Source organism: Burkholderia sp. SIMBA_062 (genome assembly GCF_046534765.1).
GTDB classification, from domain to species: domain Bacteria; phylum Pseudomonadota; class Gammaproteobacteria; order Burkholderiales; family Burkholderiaceae; genus Burkholderia; species Burkholderia ambifaria.
On record NZ_JAWRYD010000006.1, the window covers coordinates 114,482 to 130,979 of the forward strand.

General features: G+C 68.0%; 15 protein-coding genes, 1 tRNA gene and 2 riboswitches. Of the genes, 11 read left to right on the forward strand and 5 right to left on the reverse strand.

Annotation, left to right across the window (positions count from 1 at the left end; all coding sequences use genetic code 11):
* Positions 1-259 precede the first annotated feature (259 nt).
* Both SB786_RS08485 and SB786_RS08490 read left to right on the forward strand, forming a co-directional pair.
* Positions 260-574 carry a transcriptional regulator gene (locus SB786_RS08485; protein ID WP_410727085.1) on the forward strand — a complete coding sequence of 105 codons (315 nt, stop codon included), beginning with the start codon at positions 260-262 and terminating at the stop codon, positions 572-574.
* Positions 567-851: a helix-turn-helix domain-containing protein gene (locus SB786_RS08490; RefSeq protein WP_410727086.1), complete on the forward strand. Its 285-nt coding sequence runs from the start codon at positions 567-569 to the stop codon at positions 849-851. Before SB786_RS08485 ends, SB786_RS08490 begins: the two co-directional genes overlap by 8 nt.
* A 98-nt stretch (positions 852-949) precedes the next feature.
* On the opposite strand, the gene SB786_RS08495 is transcribed toward SB786_RS08490, so the two are convergent.
* Positions 950-1,025, reverse strand: a tRNA-Arg gene (locus SB786_RS08495).
* A gap of 261 nt (positions 1,026-1,286) precedes the next feature.
* On the opposite strand from SB786_RS08495, the gene SB786_RS08500 reads away from it, so the two are divergent.
* Positions 1,287-2,186, forward strand: a complete 900-nt coding sequence (locus SB786_RS08500; RefSeq protein WP_410727087.1) for a c-type cytochrome — start codon at positions 1,287-1,289, stop codon at positions 2,184-2,186.
* Between the two features lie 88 nt (positions 2,187-2,274).
* Here SB786_RS08500 and SB786_RS08505 read toward each other — a convergent pair whose 3' ends face one another.
* A complete protein-coding gene (locus SB786_RS08505; RefSeq protein WP_410727088.1) occupies positions 2,275-4,362 on the reverse strand; it encodes a UvrD-helicase domain-containing protein in 2,088 nt (695 codons plus the stop codon).
* Between the two features lie 279 nt (positions 4,363-4,641).
* Here SB786_RS08505 and SB786_RS08510 point away from each other — a divergent pair, with 279 nt between their 5' ends.
* From SB786_RS08510 to SB786_RS08545, 8 genes are all read left to right on the forward strand, one after another.
* Positions 4,642-5,364 carry an SGNH/GDSL hydrolase family protein gene (locus SB786_RS08510; RefSeq protein WP_410727089.1) on the forward strand — a complete coding sequence of 241 codons (723 nt, stop codon included), beginning with the start codon at positions 4,642-4,644 and terminating at the stop codon, positions 5,362-5,364.
* Between the two features lie 378 nt (positions 5,365-5,742).
* Entirely contained in the window at positions 5,743-6,795 is a 1,053-nt protein-coding gene (locus SB786_RS08515) for an oxidoreductase (protein WP_410727090.1), read from the forward strand.
* A gap of 226 nt (positions 6,796-7,021) precedes the next feature.
* The gene (locus tag SB786_RS08520) at positions 7,022-7,390 is read left to right on the forward strand and encodes a hypothetical protein (RefSeq protein WP_006754101.1); all 369 of its coding nucleotides are present in this window, start codon (positions 7,022-7,024) and stop codon (positions 7,388-7,390) included.
* A gap of 114 nt (positions 7,391-7,504) precedes the next feature.
* Positions 7,505-7,609, forward strand: a riboswitch (glycine riboswitch).
* 31 nt (positions 7,610-7,640) lie between these two features.
* Positions 7,641-7,774: riboswitch (glycine riboswitch) on the forward strand.
* An 84-nt stretch (positions 7,775-7,858) separates the two neighbouring features.
* Positions 7,859-8,977 (forward strand): glycine cleavage system aminomethyltransferase GcvT, encoded by a 1,119-nt coding sequence (gene gcvT / locus SB786_RS08525; RefSeq protein ID WP_410727091.1) that lies wholly within the window; start codon positions 7,859-7,861, stop codon positions 8,975-8,977.
* A gap of 115 nt (positions 8,978-9,092) precedes the next feature.
* A complete protein-coding gene (gene gcvH, locus SB786_RS08530) occupies positions 9,093-9,473 on the forward strand; it encodes a glycine cleavage system protein GcvH (RefSeq protein WP_006754103.1) in 381 nt (126 codons plus the stop codon).
* Positions 9,474-9,534: 61 nt separating this feature from the next.
* Positions 9,535-12,462: an aminomethyl-transferring glycine dehydrogenase gene (gene gcvP / locus SB786_RS08535; RefSeq protein ID WP_410727092.1), complete on the forward strand. Its 2,928-nt coding sequence runs from the start codon at positions 9,535-9,537 to the stop codon at positions 12,460-12,462.
* Between the two features lie 152 nt (positions 12,463-12,614).
* On the forward strand, positions 12,615-13,751 hold the full coding sequence (locus SB786_RS08540) for an alginate lyase family protein (protein ID WP_410727093.1): 1,137 nt from the start codon (positions 12,615-12,617) through the stop codon (positions 13,749-13,751).
* Positions 13,752-13,781: 30 nt separating this feature from the next.
* Positions 13,782-15,170, forward strand: a complete 1,389-nt coding sequence (locus SB786_RS08545; RefSeq protein WP_410727094.1) for an L-serine ammonia-lyase — start codon at positions 13,782-13,784, stop codon at positions 15,168-15,170.
* Between the two features lie 70 nt (positions 15,171-15,240).
* On the opposite strand, the gene SB786_RS08550 is transcribed toward SB786_RS08545, so the two are convergent.
* From SB786_RS08550 to SB786_RS08560, 3 genes are read right to left on the reverse strand one after another with little or no spacing between them, the layout of a single operon-like run.
* Positions 15,241-15,642 (reverse strand): type II toxin-antitoxin system VapC family toxin, encoded by a 402-nt coding sequence (locus tag SB786_RS08550; RefSeq protein WP_410727095.1) that lies wholly within the window; start codon positions 15,640-15,642, stop codon positions 15,241-15,243.
* Complete coding sequence (locus SB786_RS08555) at positions 15,642-16,028, reverse strand: type II toxin-antitoxin system RelE/ParE family toxin (RefSeq protein ID WP_410727096.1); 387 nt, start codon at positions 16,026-16,028, stop codon at positions 15,642-15,644. The genes SB786_RS08550 and SB786_RS08555 overlap by 1 nt, the downstream gene beginning before the upstream one ends.
* Positions 16,025-16,486, reverse strand: a complete 462-nt coding sequence (locus tag SB786_RS08560) for a hypothetical protein (RefSeq protein WP_410727097.1) — start codon at positions 16,484-16,486, stop codon at positions 16,025-16,027. The genes SB786_RS08555 and SB786_RS08560 overlap by 4 nt, the downstream gene beginning before the upstream one ends.
* Between the last annotated feature and the right edge of the window lie 12 nt (positions 16,487-16,498).

Consider the following 16,498-nt stretch of genomic DNA (forward strand, 5'->3'; position numbering starts at 1 on the left):
GATCGCGCTGGAAACCCTTCGGCGGCTATAGCCAACCCTGGCTGCGATCCAGTGGGATTTCTTCTCGCAGCCGGATACATCGCGCCGCGCGGCTCGTGCATGCATCCTTGAAAACTACTCGTCTTGGGTGCAGGTGGCCGGCAGGTGTGGATGGGGACAACGCGCTCCCTGTCCGCCAAACTTGCGATCTCACGCCGTCGGCTACCTATGGACATGGATCCGCGTTGCGAGACATACGGCATTGCCGTATAATTCTCCGATGTACACGGTCATCGAAACGGAAGTATTCCAGCGGTATGCCGCTGACATCTGGCGCGACGGTGAGCGAGAAGCCTTCATCCTCTGGCTGGCCAACAATCCGCTTTCCGGGGACGTCATTCCTGGCAGCGGCGGCTTGCGCAAAGTTCGATGGTCGCGCGGCGGTATGGGGAAGCGCGGTGGCGCCCGCGTCATCTATTACAACGTGCTCGACGATGGATGTATCTGGCTACTGATCGCTTACACAAAGGCGAAATTTGACAATCTGCCGGTAGACTTTCTCAACCGGCTACGTGAAGAGGTCGAAAATGGATAAGGAACTCGAACAGTTCCAGGCCGACCTGCTGAAGTCGGTTAGCGATATGAAGGCGGGAAAACGCGCACGCGTGACCAAGGTGGAACCGACCGTGGCATCGCTGGCGCGCACGAAAGTTGGCCTGTCGCAGAGCGCTTTCGCTTTACTGCTCGGTGTGTCGGTACGGACGCTGCAGGATTGGGAACAAGGGCGCCGCGAACCAACCGGCGCCGCGCAGACCTTGCTGCGAGTCGCAGCACTTCATCCCGAAGCGCTGCGCGATTTGCGAGCAGCCTGACTGCGAGGTCAATGGCCAATGACCTGCCGCTGGGGTATAGCTGCACTTGGAAAAACGATGAAGTAACGAAACCGCTGAAAGCCTTACTAGGCTTGACTTGGCGCGCCCGGCTGGGATCGAACCAGCAACCCCTGCCTTCGGAGGGCAGTACTCTATCCATTGAGCTACGGGCGCAGATGACAGTGACAACAGTGAAACGACCCTGATAAACCGGCCGCCACCATTGGCAAGACGGCAAGGATACCCGGTTTCCCATGACGCGTCCACCTTGCCCGGCCGAATCCGCACCCGGCCCCCTTTGGTGCGGGTAAACACGCGCCTTCGCACCGCTCGCCGTGATGTAAACGTTCCGTCTATAATCGTCCGTGCTTCATTGGACTGCCATTTTGCCGTTGCACCGCGCTCACAATTCCTATTAATGGAGACGAGGCAAGCATGAGCGAAGCACCCCACGAATCTCCCGTCAAAACTCCCGGGCAGCTGATTGCCGTTGTCATCGCATCATTCGCGATTCCGATCGCCGTGATCGTCCTGTTTGCCACCTATGCCAACCATGCGTTCCGTGCGGGCGCAGGCACGGACGCGCTCTCCGACGAACAGGTCGCCGCGCGCATCGCACCGATCGCGAAGGTCGACGTGAAGGACGCGAATGCGCCCCGCACGTACAAGACCGGCGAGCAAGTCTACAAGGCCGTGTGCGTGACCTGTCACGGCACCGGCGCCGCCGGCGCGCCGAAATTCGGCAACAAGGACGACTGGGCGCCGCGCATCTCGCAGGGCTTCGACACGCTGCTGAAGACGGCGCTGTCAGGCAAAGGCGCGATGCCGCCGCGCGGCGGCACGAACCCCGACGACGTCAGCGACTATGAAATCGCGCGTGCGATCGTCTACATGGCGAACAACGACGGCGCGAACTTCCCCGAGCCGGCTGCCCCGGCCGCCAATGCGGCGCCGGCAGCGAGCGGCGCGGCGGCCACGGCCGGCGCATCGGGCGCCGACGCATCCAACGCGCAAGCCGCCGCCGCGATGGCCGCGATCGCCGCGATTCCGAAGGCCGGCGAAAAGCCCGCGGCCGCACCGACCAGCGCCGACGCCGCATCGGCCGGCAAGGCGCTGTACACGCAGGTGTGCCAGGCGTGTCACGCGGCCGGCGTGCTCGGCGCGCCGAAGTTCGGCAGCAAGGAGGACTGGGCGCCGCGCCTGAAGGAGTCGATGGATACCGTCTACAACTACGCGCTGCACGGCAAGGGCGCGATGCCGCCGAAGGGCGGCTCGAGCGCGTCCGATACCGACGTGAAGGCGGCCGTCGACTACATGGTCAACGCGGCAAAGTAACGGCTGCCGGCCAGAAAAAACCCCCGCGGCGCACACGCATCGCGGGGGTTTTGTTTTGCGGAGGCCGAAACGAAGGCCACCGCGCATATCACTTCTGCAACAAGGCCTTCAGGCTCGCGAGCCGGTCCTTCGGCGTCATCGGCGCTTCCTCCGGCGTCGGCGGCGGCGCTTCGTCGAGCCCCATCTCGGGGATGAAGCGCGACGGCTCGCACACGACCGTCTCGCGCGCCCGCTTGCGCTTCTTGCACCAGTTCAGATGCAGGCTGCGCTGCGCGCGCGTGATCGCGACGTACATCAGCCGGCGCTCCTCCTCGATCCGCTCGCTGTCGATCGGGCCGTCGTCCTCGCTGCCGCCGCGGTGCGGCATGATGCCTTCCTCGACGCCGACCAGGAACACGTGCGGATACTCGAGGCCCTTCGATGCATGGACGGTCGACAGCCGCACGGCGTCCGGATCCTCGTCCTTGCCTTCCAACATCGACATCAGCGCGACGGTCTGGATCAGGCCGAGCAGGTTCTTGCCGGTATCGGCGAGCCCGTCCGCGTTGTGGAACCCTTCCGCCTCGCCGTCGACGGCTTCCGTCTCGGGCTTCGTGCCCTTGCGCTTCAGCCATTCGAGGAATTCGAGCACGTTCTGCCACTTCGATTGCGCCTGCCGCTCGTCAAACGCGTCGTACAGGTAGCCCTCGTAGTGGATGGCCTCCATCATGTCGTCGAGCACGACGGTCGCGGGCTCCTTGTCGGCGCGATCGGTCAGGCGCTGGATGAAGTCGCAGAACATGCGCAGCGGCTCGACCTGCCGCGCGGACAGCCGCGCCTCGATCCCGCCCATGTACACGGCCTCGAACAGCGACACCTTGGCCTGGCCCGCGAACGAGCCGAGCGCCTCGAGCGTCGTGTTGCCGATCCCGCGGCGCGGCGTCGTGACCGCGCGGATGAACGCGGGATCGTCGTCGGCGTTGGCGATCAGGCGCAAGTACGCGCACAGATCCTTGATCTCGGCCTTGTCGAAGAACGACTGGCCGCCGGACAGCACGTACGGGATCCGCTCGCGCCGCAGCACCTGCTCGAAGATCCGCGCCTGGAAGTTGCCGCGATACAGGATCGCGTAGTCTCGGAACTGCGCGCGCCGCTCGAACTTGTGCGCGGACAGCCGGAACACGACCGATTCGGCTTCGTGTTCCTCGTCGTTGCACGGCGTGACGGTGATCGAGTCGCCCATCCCGTGCTCGGACCACAGCTTCTTCTCGAACAGCTTCGGGTTGTTGGCGATCACGTTGTTCGCGGCGGTCAGGATCCGCACGGTCGACCGGTAGTTCTGCTCGAGCTTGATCACGTGCAGCTTCGGGAAATCCTTGCCGAGCTGCGCGAGGTTTTCGAGCGTGGCGCCGCGCCAGCCGTAGATCGCCTGGTCGTCGTCGCCCACCGCCGTGAACGCGGCGCGCGGGCCGGCGAGCTGCTTCAGCAGCTCGTACTGGCACGCGTTGGTGTCCTGGTATTCATCGATCAGCAGATAGCGCAGCTTGTTCTGCCAGCGGTCGCGCACCGGTTCGTTCTTCGCGAACAGCTCGGCCGGCAGGCGGATCAGGTCGTCGAAATCGACCGCCTGGTACGCATGCAGCGTCGCGACGTAGTTGCGGTAGACCAGCGCCGCCTGGTGCTCGTCCTCGTTGGCCGCGATCGTCATCGCCTCGTCGGGCATGATCAGGCCGTTCTTCCACAGCGAGATGGTGCTCTGGATCTTGCGGATCAGGCCCTTGTCGGTGGTGCCGATCTGCTCCTGGATCATCCCGAAGCAGTCGTCCGAATCCATGATCGAGAACTGCGGCTTCAGGCCGACGTGCTCGGCCTCCTGGCGCAGGATCTGCACGCCGAGCGAGTGGAACGTGCACACGGTGAGCTGGTTGACGGGCACCTTGCGGCCTTCCTTGCCGGGCGTGGTGAGCGTCTTGCCCTCCAGCAGCTTCGACACGCGCTCGCGCATTTCGGCGGCGGCCTTGTTCGTGAACGTGACGGCCGCGATGTGGCGCGGCTCGAAGCCTTTCGCTTCGATCAGGTGCGCGATCTTCTGCGTGATCACGCGGGTCTTGCCGCTGCCCGCGCCGGCGAGCACGAGGCAGGGACCGTCGAGGTAGCGCACCGCTTCGTTCTGAGCGGGGTTGAGGCCTGCGGACATGATGGCGGATGATGTTGCGGTTGACGGCGAAACGCCGGGAGGGATGCCGCGCGCGGCAGGCCTGGAATGCAGGCGGACACACGGGCAGGACGCGCATGTTAACACGTCGGCGGCGCACTTTTCGCGAACCCGGCCGAACGGAGGCCGCGCAGGCGCGGTGCCGTTCATCGCCTGTCCGATCGGCCAATCCGGCCCCATCCGCGGCCCGATCGGCCACAATGGACGGATGTCGGCGCGTCTGCGCGCCGGGCCCGCCAGCCTCGTCACCGGATCGACTTCATGGGATACCCGTTCGCCACCGCCGCCCTCGGCCCGCTGCTCTTCCTCCAGGGGCGCCACGTGCGCCGTGTCACGCCGCGGCTGGCCGAAGCGGCCGGCCCGCGCGACGGCGTGGCAGGCGACGGCCCGCCGCTGCGCGTGCTGGTGGTCGGCGATTCGGCCGCCGCGGGCGTCGGCGTCGCCTCCCAGCACGACGCACTGTCCGGGCAGCTCGCGCGCACGCTCGCGGCCACCCACCGGGTCGGCTGGAAGCTGCTCGCGCGCACCGGCCTGACCACGCGGGAGCTCGTCGACTGGCTCGCGACCGAGCCGCCCGAGCCATTCGACGTGGCCGTGACCTCGCTCGGCGTCAACGACGTGACGGGCGGCGTGCCGCCGGCCCGCTGGCAGGCGCAGCAGGCCGAACTCGTGCGGCTGCTCGCCGCGCGCTTCCAGGTCGGGCACGTGATCCTGTCGGCGGTGCCGCCGATGGAGCGCTTTCCGGCGCTGCCGCAGCCGCTCGCGTGGTATCTCGGGCTGCGCGCGAAGCGGCTCAATGCCGCGCTCGCCGACTGGGCCGCGACGCAGCCGAACTGCACGTTCCTGCGCGTCGCGCTGCCGCTCGAACGCCACCTGATGGCGGCCGACGGCTTTCATCCGGGCGCGGCCGCCTGCACCGCGTGGGCCGCGCAAGTGGCCGACGCGGTGCCGCGGCAGCGCGCGCCGGATCACGCGACACGCTGACGGGCTGCCGGCCGGCGCCCCATGCCGCCGCCATGCCGCGGCAGCGCGCGCCGGACCATGCGACACCGCTGACGGGCTGCCGGCCGGCGCCCACATGCCCCGCCATGCGGCGGCAGCGCGCGCCGGATCTCGCGACCCGCTGACGGCCTGCCGGCCCGCCCCATGCCGCCGTCGACGGCACGGCCAACCGCGCGCGATACCGCGCCGTACCTTCCGATGCCGCGCCAAACGCCGGGTTCGGCCGCGCATGCGCCGCCTGCTGCCGTGCGTTTTGCCGAAGGCGTCGGTGCGTGCCGCCGCGCCATGCCAAAATAGTCGGTCGTCCACGCGCCGCCACGGCGCGCCATCCTTTCGTTTCGTACGCAGCCAGGGATTGCCATGTCGTCATTGCTCAGGATTGGTTTGATGGGTTTCGGTTTCGCCGGCGCGACGTTCCACGCGCCCGTGATCGCCGCGAGCGGCCGCACCGAGGTCGCCGCGATCGCGACGGGGCAGCCCGATCGCGCACGCGCCGCGTATCCGGGCGCACGCATCGTCCCCGATCTCGATACGCTGCTCGGCCTCGACGATATCGACTGCGTGGTGATCGCCACGCCGAACGACACCCACTTCACGCTCGCGCGCCAGGTGCTCGAAGCCGGCCGTCACGTCGTCGTCGACAAGCCGGTCACGCTCCGGGCCGACGAGGCGCTTGCGCTCGCGCGGCTCGCGAACGCGCGCAGCCGCCTGTTCGCGCCGTTCCACAACCGCCGCTGGGACGGCGACTTCCTCACCGTGCGCCGCATCGTCGAATCCGGCGAACTCGGCCGGCTGACGTATTTCGCGTCGCACTTCGACCGTTTCCGGCCGACCCCGCGCACGCGCTGGCGCGAGGAGCCCGCACGCGGCGGCGGCCTGCTGCTCGACCTCGGCCCGCACCTGATCGACCAGGCGCTCGCGCTGTTCGGGCTGCCGGACACGGTCGGCGCGACGGTCAAGACGCGCCGCGACAACGGCACGGCGCCCGATTTCGTGCACCTGCTGCTCGGCTATCCGGACAAGGACGTCGCGCTGCACGCGAGCGCGCTGTCGGCGATCGAGCCCGCGCGCTTCACGCTGCACGGCACGTGCGGCAGCTACCAGAAGTTCGGGCTCGACACGCAGGAAGACCAGTTGAAGGCAGGCCTCACGCCCGATCACGTCGAGTTCGGCGGCGGCAACCCGCCCGGCGTGCTGCGCACGCTCGAAGGCGAGGTCGAGGTCGAGCGGCCGGTGCCGACGCTCGACGGCCAGTATGCGGAGTTCTATCGCGCGCTCGCCGCGTCGGTCCACGACGGCGCACCGTTCCCGGTCACGCCGCAGGACGCGGTCGACGTGATGACGATCATCGAGCTCGCCGCGCAGAGCGAGCACGAAGGCCGTCGCGTACCATTCGTGCGCCGCACCGTCTGACGGCCGCCGGTCGAGTCGGGGCCGCCCCGGCGGCAGCCATCCCGCAGCAATCCTGCCATCGGGCGCCGCGCCACGCCGCACGCCGGCGGCAGCGATGCGTCAGCCCCCCCGGCGCCGCTGCCGCGAACATTCCGTTACAAATGGTGCGGGAACGAAAGTCAGCGGTCGCCCGGTCTGACGCGTTTCTCAAAAAGTCGATCCGACTCCAAACCGTCAGGAGAATGTGATGCAACGGTTGATTCGCGCAGCGGCATGCTGCGTCCTGGTTTCCTCGCTCGCCGCGTGTGTCGTGCAGCCGCAGCGGCCGGTCCGGCAGGCGCCGCCGCCTCCCCCGCGACCGAATCCGCAGGTCGTCGCGAACGACCGCATGCAGGAGGTCCAGGGCCGGATCGATAACCTGCACCGCCGGATCGACACGCGCGTCAATGGCGGCTACTACCCGCCGCCGTACGGCGCGCAGCTGCACCATCGCCTCGACGTGATCCGCCAGGAAGCGAACGACATGTCGACCCAGCACAACGGCGGCCTGTCCGGCGACGAGCAGCGCGTGCTGAACCAGGAACTCGACACGGCCGCGCGCGCGATCGGCGAGTGACGCCGGCGCCCGCCGCTGGCGGCAAAAAAGCGGCGGCGCCCCACGCCGCCGCTTGTCGCGAAGCGACATTCTTTTGCTCAAATTGACAACGCCCACCCGCTCGCGTACAGTCGCCCGCACGCGTCGGGAGAGCGTGTGACCGCGTAGCTAGGAACGCCGGTCGCGCCGCCGAAGGGGCACACCCGCAAACTCTCAGGCAAAAGGACCGACCGCGTCGGGGAATCCCGTCCGCGCATTGCGCGGGCCGCACTCCCCGCACTCTGGAGAGCGGCAGTAGCCCGTTGCGCCCATGCGGCGCGGGCAAGCTGCCCACCGAAGGGGCGCGCGTTCGCCGGCCTGTGGCCGCAGCGCAATCTCTCAGGTATCGAGGACAGAGGGGCATGTACCGGATCGCTCGCAGGCTCACGGCCGCGGCGGTCGGCACATGGCCGTTCTGACCCGCGCGCAAGCGCCTTGCCTGAGGCCTCGATGACTGCACTGAATCACACCCCGCTCAACGCCGCGCATCGCGCGCTCAATGCCCGCATGGTCGACTTCGGCGGCTGGGACATGCCCGTCAACTACGGCTCGCAGATCGAAGAACACGAAGCCGTGCGCACCGACGCCGGCATGTTCGACGTGTCGCACATGTGCGTCGTCGATTTCACCGGCAGCCGCGTGCGCGCGTTCTTCGAGCACGCGATCGCGAACCACGTCGGCAAGCTGAAGACCCCCGGCAAGGCGCTCTACTCGTGCCTGCTCAATCCGCAGGGCGGCGTCATCGACGACCTGATCGTCTATTACTTCACCGAAGACTTCTTCCGCGTCGTCGTCAACGCCGGCACGGCCGAGAAGGACATCGCGTGGTTCAACCAGCTCAACGAACAAGGCGGCTACGGCCTGACCATCGCGCCGCGCCGCGATTTCGCGATCGTCGCGGTGCAGGGCCCGAACGCCCGTGAAAAGGTCTGGACGACGGTGCCCGCCGCGCGCGCCGCCACCAGCGAACTGAAGCCGTTCAACGCCGCGCGGGTCGCCGGCACGCCGTTCGGCGAGCTCACCATCGCGCGCACCGGCTACACCGGCGAAGACGGCTTCGAAGTGATCGTCCCGGCCGTGCACGTCGAAGCGCTGTGGACCGCGCTGCGGCAAAACGGCGTGCGCCCGTGCGGGCTCGGCGCGCGCGACACGCTGCGCCTCGAGGCCGGCATGAACCTGTACGGCCAGGACATGGACGAGACCGTGTCCCCGCTCGACGCGGGCCTCGCATGGACGGTCGACTTGTCCGCCCCGCGCGACTTCGTCGGCCGCGCCGCGCTCGAGCGCGACGGCACGCGCGCCGCGTTCGTCGGCCTGATCCTGCAAAAGGAAAACGGCAAGGCGGGCGGCGTGCTGCGCGCGCACCAGAAGGTCGTCACGCCGCACGGCGAAGGCGAGATCACGAGCGGCACGTTCTCGCCGTCGATGCAGGAATCGATCGCGTTCGCGCGCGTGCCGGCGGCCGTCCAGGTCGGCGACACCATTCATGTGCAGATTCGAGACAAGCAACTGCCCGCGCGCGTGGTAAAACTGCCGTTCGTGCGCAACGGCAAGGTCCTCGCTGCGTAACGACCGGGGGGCCGCCTCCCGGCAAGCCGGGAAATGGCGCCCGGCGCAACCACATCCGGCGCGCCCCCCGCGGCGCGCCAGCATAACGAACATACCTTTTATCCAGGAGCATCCGATGAGCAACGTCCCGGCCGATCTGAAGTACACCGACGAACACGAGTGGATCCGCACCGAAGCCGACGGCACGCTGACGGTCGGCATCACCGATCACGCGCAGAGCACGCTCGGCGACATCGTCTTCCTCGAACTGCCGGCAGTCGGCAAGTCGGTGAGCGCAGGCGACGCAGTCGGCGTCGTCGAATCGGTCAAGGCGGCATCCGACATCTACTCGCCGGTGTCCGGCGAAATCATCGCCATCAACGAAGAAGCCGCCGACTCGCCGGAGGAAGTGAACAGCGACGCATACGGCGTGTGGCTCTTCAAGATCAAGCTCGCGGACGGCGCATCGACCGACAAGCTGATCGACGCCGACGCCTACGGCAAGCTGATCGACTAACTTTCCTTACCCGAACCGCGCGCGGCCGGCCAGCCGGCCCGCGCGGGACCAGAGTCACGCCATGAAGCTCGAACACCCGGACCGTCTGATGAACCGCACGCCCCTCTCGCTCGCCGCGCTCGAAACGCACGACGCGTTCGCCGAACGCCACATCGGCCCCGATGCCGCCAGCCAGCAGGCCATGCTCGACACGCTCGGCTTCGCGTCGCGCGCCGCCCTGATCGACGCCGTGATCCCGGCCTCGATCCGCCGCGCCGAAACGCTGCCGCTCGGCCCGTTCGCGCAACCGAAGAGCGAGGCCGAAGCCCTCGCCGCGCTGCGTGCCCTCGCGGACAAGAACCAGGTGTTCCGCTCGTATATCGGCCAGGGCTATCACGACACGCACACGCCGGCCGTGATCCTGCGCAACGTGCTCGAAAACCCGGCGTGGTACACGGCTTACACGCCGTACCAGCCCGAAATTTCCCAGGGTCGCCTCGAGGCGCTCCTCAACTTCCAGCAGATGGTCGCCGACCTCACGGGCCTCGCGATCTCGAACGCATCGCTGCTCGACGAAGCCACCGCCGCGGCCGAAGCGATGACGCTGCTGCAGCGCACCGGCAAGCCGGCGTCGAACGTGTTCTACGTGGCCGACGACGTGCTGCCGCAAACCCTTGAAGTGATCCGCACGCGCGCGCTGCCGGTCGGCATCGAAGTGAAGACGGGCCCGGCAGCCGACGCCGCGCAGGCCAACGCGTTCGGCGTGCTGCTGCAATATCCGGGCGTCAACGGCGACGTGCGCGACTACCGCGCGCTCACCGACGCGATCCACGCGGCCGGCGGCCATGTCGTCGTCGCGGCCGACCTGCTCGCGCTGACCGTGCTGACGCCCCCGGGCGAATGGGGCGCGGACGTCGCGATCGGCAACACGCAGCGCTTCGGCGTGCCGATGGGCTTCGGCGGCCCGCACGCCGCGTATCTCGCGGTGCGTGACGAATTCAAGCGGCAGATGCCGGGCCGCCTCGTCGGCGTGACCGTCGACGCGCAGGGCAAGCCCGCGCTGCGCCTCGCGCTGCAGACGCGCGAACAGCACATCCGCCGCGAGAAGGCGACGTCGAACGTGTGTACCGCGCAAGCGCTGCTCGCGATCATGGCGAGCATGTACGCGGTCTACCACGGCCCGCACGGCCTGAAGACGATCGCGCTGCGCGTGAACCGCATCGCGGCGCTGTTCGCCGCCGGCGTGAAGCAGCTCGGCTTCGCGACCGTCAACGACACGTTCTTCGACACGCTGACGATCGACACCGGCGCGCGCACCGCGCAGGTCCACGAATTCGCGAAGGCCCGGCGCATCAACCTGCGCCGCGTGAGCGACACGCAAGTCGGCGTGTCGATCGACGAAACGACGACCCGCGACGACCTCGCCGATCTCCTCGCCGTGTTCGCGCAGGCCGCGGGCGGCACCGCGCCGTCCGTCGACGCGCTGGACGCCGGCCTCGCCGGCGTCGCCGCGCTGCCGGCCGGCCTCGAGCGCACCAGCGCGTACCTGACGCACCACGTGTTCAACCGCCACCATTCCGAGACCGAAATGCTGCGCTACCTGCGCAGCCTGTCGGACAAGGATCTCGCGCTCGACCGCTCGATGATCCCGCTCGGCTCGTGCACGATGAAGCTGAACGCAACGTCGGAAATGCTGCCGGTCACGTGGCCCGAGTTCGGCAGGATCCACCCGTTCGCGCCCGCCGAGCAGACCGTCGGCTACCGCGAGATGATCGACCAGCTCGAGCAGATGCTCGTCGCGGCCACCGGCTACGCGGCCGTGTCGCTGCAGCCGAACGCCGGCTCGCAGGGCGAGTACGCGGGCCTGCTGATCATCCACGCGTACCACGCATCGCGCGGCGAAGCGCATCGCGACGTGTGCCTGATCCCGGCCTCCGCGCACGGCACGAACCCGGCCTCCGCCCACATGGCCGGCATGAAGGTCGTGGTCGTCGCATGCGACGCGCAGGGCAACGTCGATATCGCCGATCTCAAGGCGAAGGCCGAGCAGCACGCGAACGACCTCGCGGCGATCATGATCACGTATCCGTCGACGCACGGCGTGTTCGAGCAGAACGTGCGCGAGATCTGCGAGATCGTCCATGCGCACGGCGGCCAGGTGTACGTCGACGGCGCGAACATGAACGCGATGGTCGGCCTGACCGCGCCGGGCCAGTTCGGCGGCGACGTGTCGCACCTGAACCTGCACAAGACCTTCTGCATCCCGCACGGCGGCGGCGGCCCGGGCGTCGGCCCGGTCGCGGTTGGCGCGCACCTCGCGAAATTCCTGCCGAACCAGCGTTCGACCGGCTACGCGCGCGGCGAGGAAGGCATCGGCGCGGTATCGGCCGCGCCGTACGGCTCGGCGTCGATCCTGCCGATCTCGTGGATGTACATCGCGATGATGGGCGCGAAGAACCTGACCGCCGCCACCGAGACCGCGATCCTCAACGCGAACTACATCGCGAAGCGCCTCGCGCCGCACTACCCGGTGCTGTATTCGGGCCCGGGCGGGCTGGTCGCGCACGAGTGCATTCTCGACCTGCGTCCGATCAAGGAAACGAGCGGCATCAGCGTCGACGATGTCGCCAAGCGCCTGATGGACTACGGCTTCCACGCGCCGACGATGAGCTTCCCGGTGCCGGGCACGCTGATGGTCGAGCCGACCGAATCGGAATCGCAGGAAGAACTCGACCGCTTCATCGCCGCGATGATCGCGATCCGCGAGGAAATCCGCGCGGTCGAGGAAGGCCGCGCCGATCGCGACGACAACCCGCTGCGTCACGCGCCGCACACGGCCGCCGTCGTCACCGCGAACGAGTGGCCGCACGCGTACTCGCGCGAGCAGGCCGCCTACCCGGTCGCCTCGCTCGGCACGAACAAGTACTGGCCGCCGGTCGGCCGTGCGGACAACGCCTACGGCGACCGCAACCTGTTCTGCTCGTGCGTGCCGATGTCGGAATACGCATAACGCCTGCCGCGCGCCGGAGTCCGATCGTGACCAGACCGCACGCAACCCTCGGTTGCGTGCGGTTTTTGCGTTCGCCGCCCGGCCAATCGATTCACGCTTGCCCGCCAATCCGGCTAACATCACACGCGATCCAGCCAATCAAGGAGTTCCGCATGGTGCGTCCGATGTTTCCGGGCCAGGGTGCAACGCAGGAGCGGCCGCGCACGCGCCGCTTCGTGCCGCTGCTCGTCGCGTCGCTGTCGTTCGTCACCGTCGGCCTCGGCACGGCCGGCAGCGCGCGCGCGGCGATGAATTTCTGCGCGGCGCCCGCGTTGCAGGCGAGCGAGACGATACAGGCCGAGCCGGGCGTGCAGGCGCTGATCCGCAGCGTCGACGCGCGCATCGGCGAGCAGCCGAAGGCGATGCCGCGCGTGCACACCGAAGGCACGCTGCCGCACGAAGGCATCTACGACCAGAGCGCCGACGCGCTGAAGGACATGGAGCTGATGCGCGACGCCGCGCTCGCGTGGCGCGTGACGAATGCGCCGCGCTACCTGCAGCTCGTCGACCGCTTCCTGTCCGCGTGGGTGTCGACCTACCAGCCGAGCTTCAACCCGATCGACGAGACGCGCTTCGACAGCCTGATCGTCGCGTACGACATGACGGCGAGCGCGCTGCCGGTCAAGACGCGCAACGCCACCGCGGCGTTCATCGCGAAACTGGGCGCCGGCTATGTCGCGCAGATCGACGCGCAGAAGCGCCCGCTCACCGGCACGTGGCGCAACAACTGGCAGAGCCACCGGATCAAGCTGATCGCGCTGTCCGCGTTCACGCTCGGCGACCGCAAGATGATGAACGCCGCGCAGCGGCTGTTCGTCGAGCATCTTGCCGACAACATCGGCCCGGACGGCAAGACCTGGGATTTCGACGAACGCGATGCGCTGCATTACGCGGTGTACGACCTGCAGCCGCTGGTCACGGCCGCGCTCGCCGCGCGCCGCTTCAACCGCAACTGGCTGCGCGAGCGCGGCGCGAACGGCGCGTCGCTCGCGGCCGCGCTCGACTGGCTCGTGCCGTACGCGCTCGGCGAGAAGACCCACGAGGAATTCGTGAATTCGCCGGTGCCGTTCGATGCGAAGCGCCGCGAAGCCGGCTTGCCGGGCTACACGGGGCAGTGGGACCCGAAAAACGCCACCGAACTCTTTCATCTGGCCGCGCGGCTCGACGGGCGCTATGCCCGTGTCGCGCGGCGGTTATCCGTCATGCCGCCCGCATGGCTGGCCGCGTGCCTGCCGTTGCAGGCGCGCTAGCATCATTCTCAAAGCAAGGCAGGTATCAAAATGGCAGTCAGCGTGTTTGACCTCTTCAAGATCGGCATCGGCCCGTCCAGTTCGCATACGGTCGGACCGATGCGCGCGGCGCTGATGTTCGTCCAGGGCCTCGAGCGCGACGGGCTGCTCGACGCGACGGCCAACGTGAAGGTCGAACTGTACGGCTCGCTCGGCGCGACCGGCAAGGGCCACGGCACCGACCGCGGCGTGATGCTCGGCCTGCTCGGCGACGCGCCCGACACCGTCGATCCCGACACGATCGACGCGCGGCTCGACGACGTCCGCAAGTCGAAGCAGCTCGCGCTGCTCGGCACGCATCCGGTGCCGTTCGTGCTGAAGGAGCACATCGCGTTCTACCGGCAGGCGCTGCCCGAGCATCCGAACGGGATGAAGCTGCGCGCGTCCGACGCGAACGGCGACGTGCTGGTCGAGCGCACCTACCTGTCGGTCGGCGGCGGCTTCGTCGTGACGGCCGGCGCGCCGAACACGAAGGTGCTGAGCGCGGCCGAGCAGATGACGCACCCGTTTAGCACCGGCGCCGAGCTGCTCGCGCTGACCGAGGCGACCGGCAAGTCGATCGCGCGGCTGATGTGGGAAAACGAGCGCGCGTGGCACACCGAGGAAGAGACGCGCGACGGGCTGCTGAAGATCTGGGCCGTGATGCAGTCGTGCGTGTCGCGCGGCTGCGGGATCGGCAACCCGGATGCCGACGGCAACCTGCCCGGCCCGTTCCAGGTCAAGCGCCGCGCGCCGCAGCTGTATCGCACGCTGACCGGCAACCCCGAACAGGCGCTGCAGGATCCGCTGTCGATGATCGACTGGATCAACCTGTATGCGATCGCAGTGAACGAGGAAAACGCGGCCGGCGGCCGCGTCGTCACCGCGCCGACCAACGGCGCGGCCGGCATCATTCCGGCCGTGCTGCACTACTACACGCGCTTCACGCCGGGCGCGAACGAACAGGGCGTGATCGACTTCCTGCTGACGGCCGCGGCGATCGGCATTCTTTACAAGCTCAACGCGTCGATTTCGGGCGCGGAAGTGGGCTGCCAGGGCGAAGTGGGCGTCGCGTGCTCGATGGCGGCCGGCGCGCTCGCGGCCGTGCTCGGCGGCACGCCGCGCCAGGTCGAGAACGCGGCCGAGATCGGGATGGAGCACAACCTCGGCCTCACCTGCGACCCGGTCGGCGGGATGGTGCAGATCCCGTGCATCGAGCGCAACGCGATGGCGTCGGTGAAGGCCGTCAACGCGGCACGCATGGCGCTGCGCGGCGACGGCTCGCACTACGTGTCGCTCGACTCGGTGATCAAGACGATGCGCGAGACGGGCGCCGACATGAAGACGAAGTACAAGGAAACCTCGCGCGGCGGCCTGGCGGTGAATATCGTCGAGTGTTGATGCGCGGTCGGTCGGTAACGCGGGGCGGATCGACGCCCCGAATAATTACCGTCGATCGTAGCGTCGGACACTAATCGTTCAGCCAGTTCTCCAACCGCAACCCCGGATAGCTGACGAAATCCCGCTCGTTGCTGGTCACGAGGACGACATCGAGCGATACCGCATGAGCGGCGATCAATTTATCGAGGTGATCCTTCTTTCGCTCGCGGGTTGCGTCGCGGGCCGGACCATACGCTTGCGCAGCCGCGACGTCGAACGGCGCAACCGGAATATCGTCGATCAGCGCGGCAAGATTGCGACGCTCGCGGGCTGGACTCGCACACACGGTAACGCCGTACTCGAGTTCGGCATAGGTGATCGCCGACATCACGACGTCTCCGGTGTAACACTGCGCGAACCGCCTCGCGACCTGCTCCGGCTGGTTCTTCATCAAATAGATGCACATGTTGGTGTCGAGCATATAGCGCGGCATCACAAACCCTCGCGATCGGCCTGCTCCTGGTCACCCCGCCCTTCGGCCATGAAATCCGGCCCGAATTTCGCGAATTTCTCGAGTACGTGGGTCAGCGGCCGCCGCGTGGGCCGACGTCGCGCATGCAACACCCGAAGCACCTCCACGATCCCGTCGGCCGGTCGGATGCGATACACGAGCACATAGTTCGGCGCGACCACCAGCTCGCGCGTGCCCGCCACCCGACCTTGCCGATACAGCTCGGCATGGGCCGGCAACGAACGTGCCCTTTCTTCCAGCAGTTCGTCGAGTTCGAGCGCGGCCAGCGGGTCGTCCTCGCCGATGGTGTCCATGATCGCGGCGCGATCCTCGTACGCCTTCGGATTCCAGTGCAGCGCGAGGGTCAAGAAGCATCCCCTCGCTTGCCCGCGAGCCGCTCACGCATCGCCGCACGGCGCGACGCGAAGTCGGCGCTGACCTCTGCGTCGGGAATCGCCGCACGCGGATCGTCCAGCGCCTGCCGCACCTGCTCGCGAAACCAGCGATCGTGGGCCGCTGCCTCGTGCGCCGCCTTCAACGCGGCTGCGCGATCGGGCCGGGTCGCCCGGCCTGCCGCATCCGGGTCGAATGCCGACGCGTCCACATCGAACCGGCTGATGCCGATGTCGCGTAGAAATCCGACCAGTGTTTCGAAACGGCGAAACACCCGCACGTCGCCGCGCTTGGCCGACAGGAAACGGTCGTGCGCGCCGCAACGGGCCGAGAGCGCCCAGCCGTTGCCGCAGCCGACCACGCGAGCCCCGCATACGGCACCGGCTTCGATCAGCTCCGTCAGCGTCTTTTGATCGATCGTTTCGGTTGCCATGGTGATCCTCGA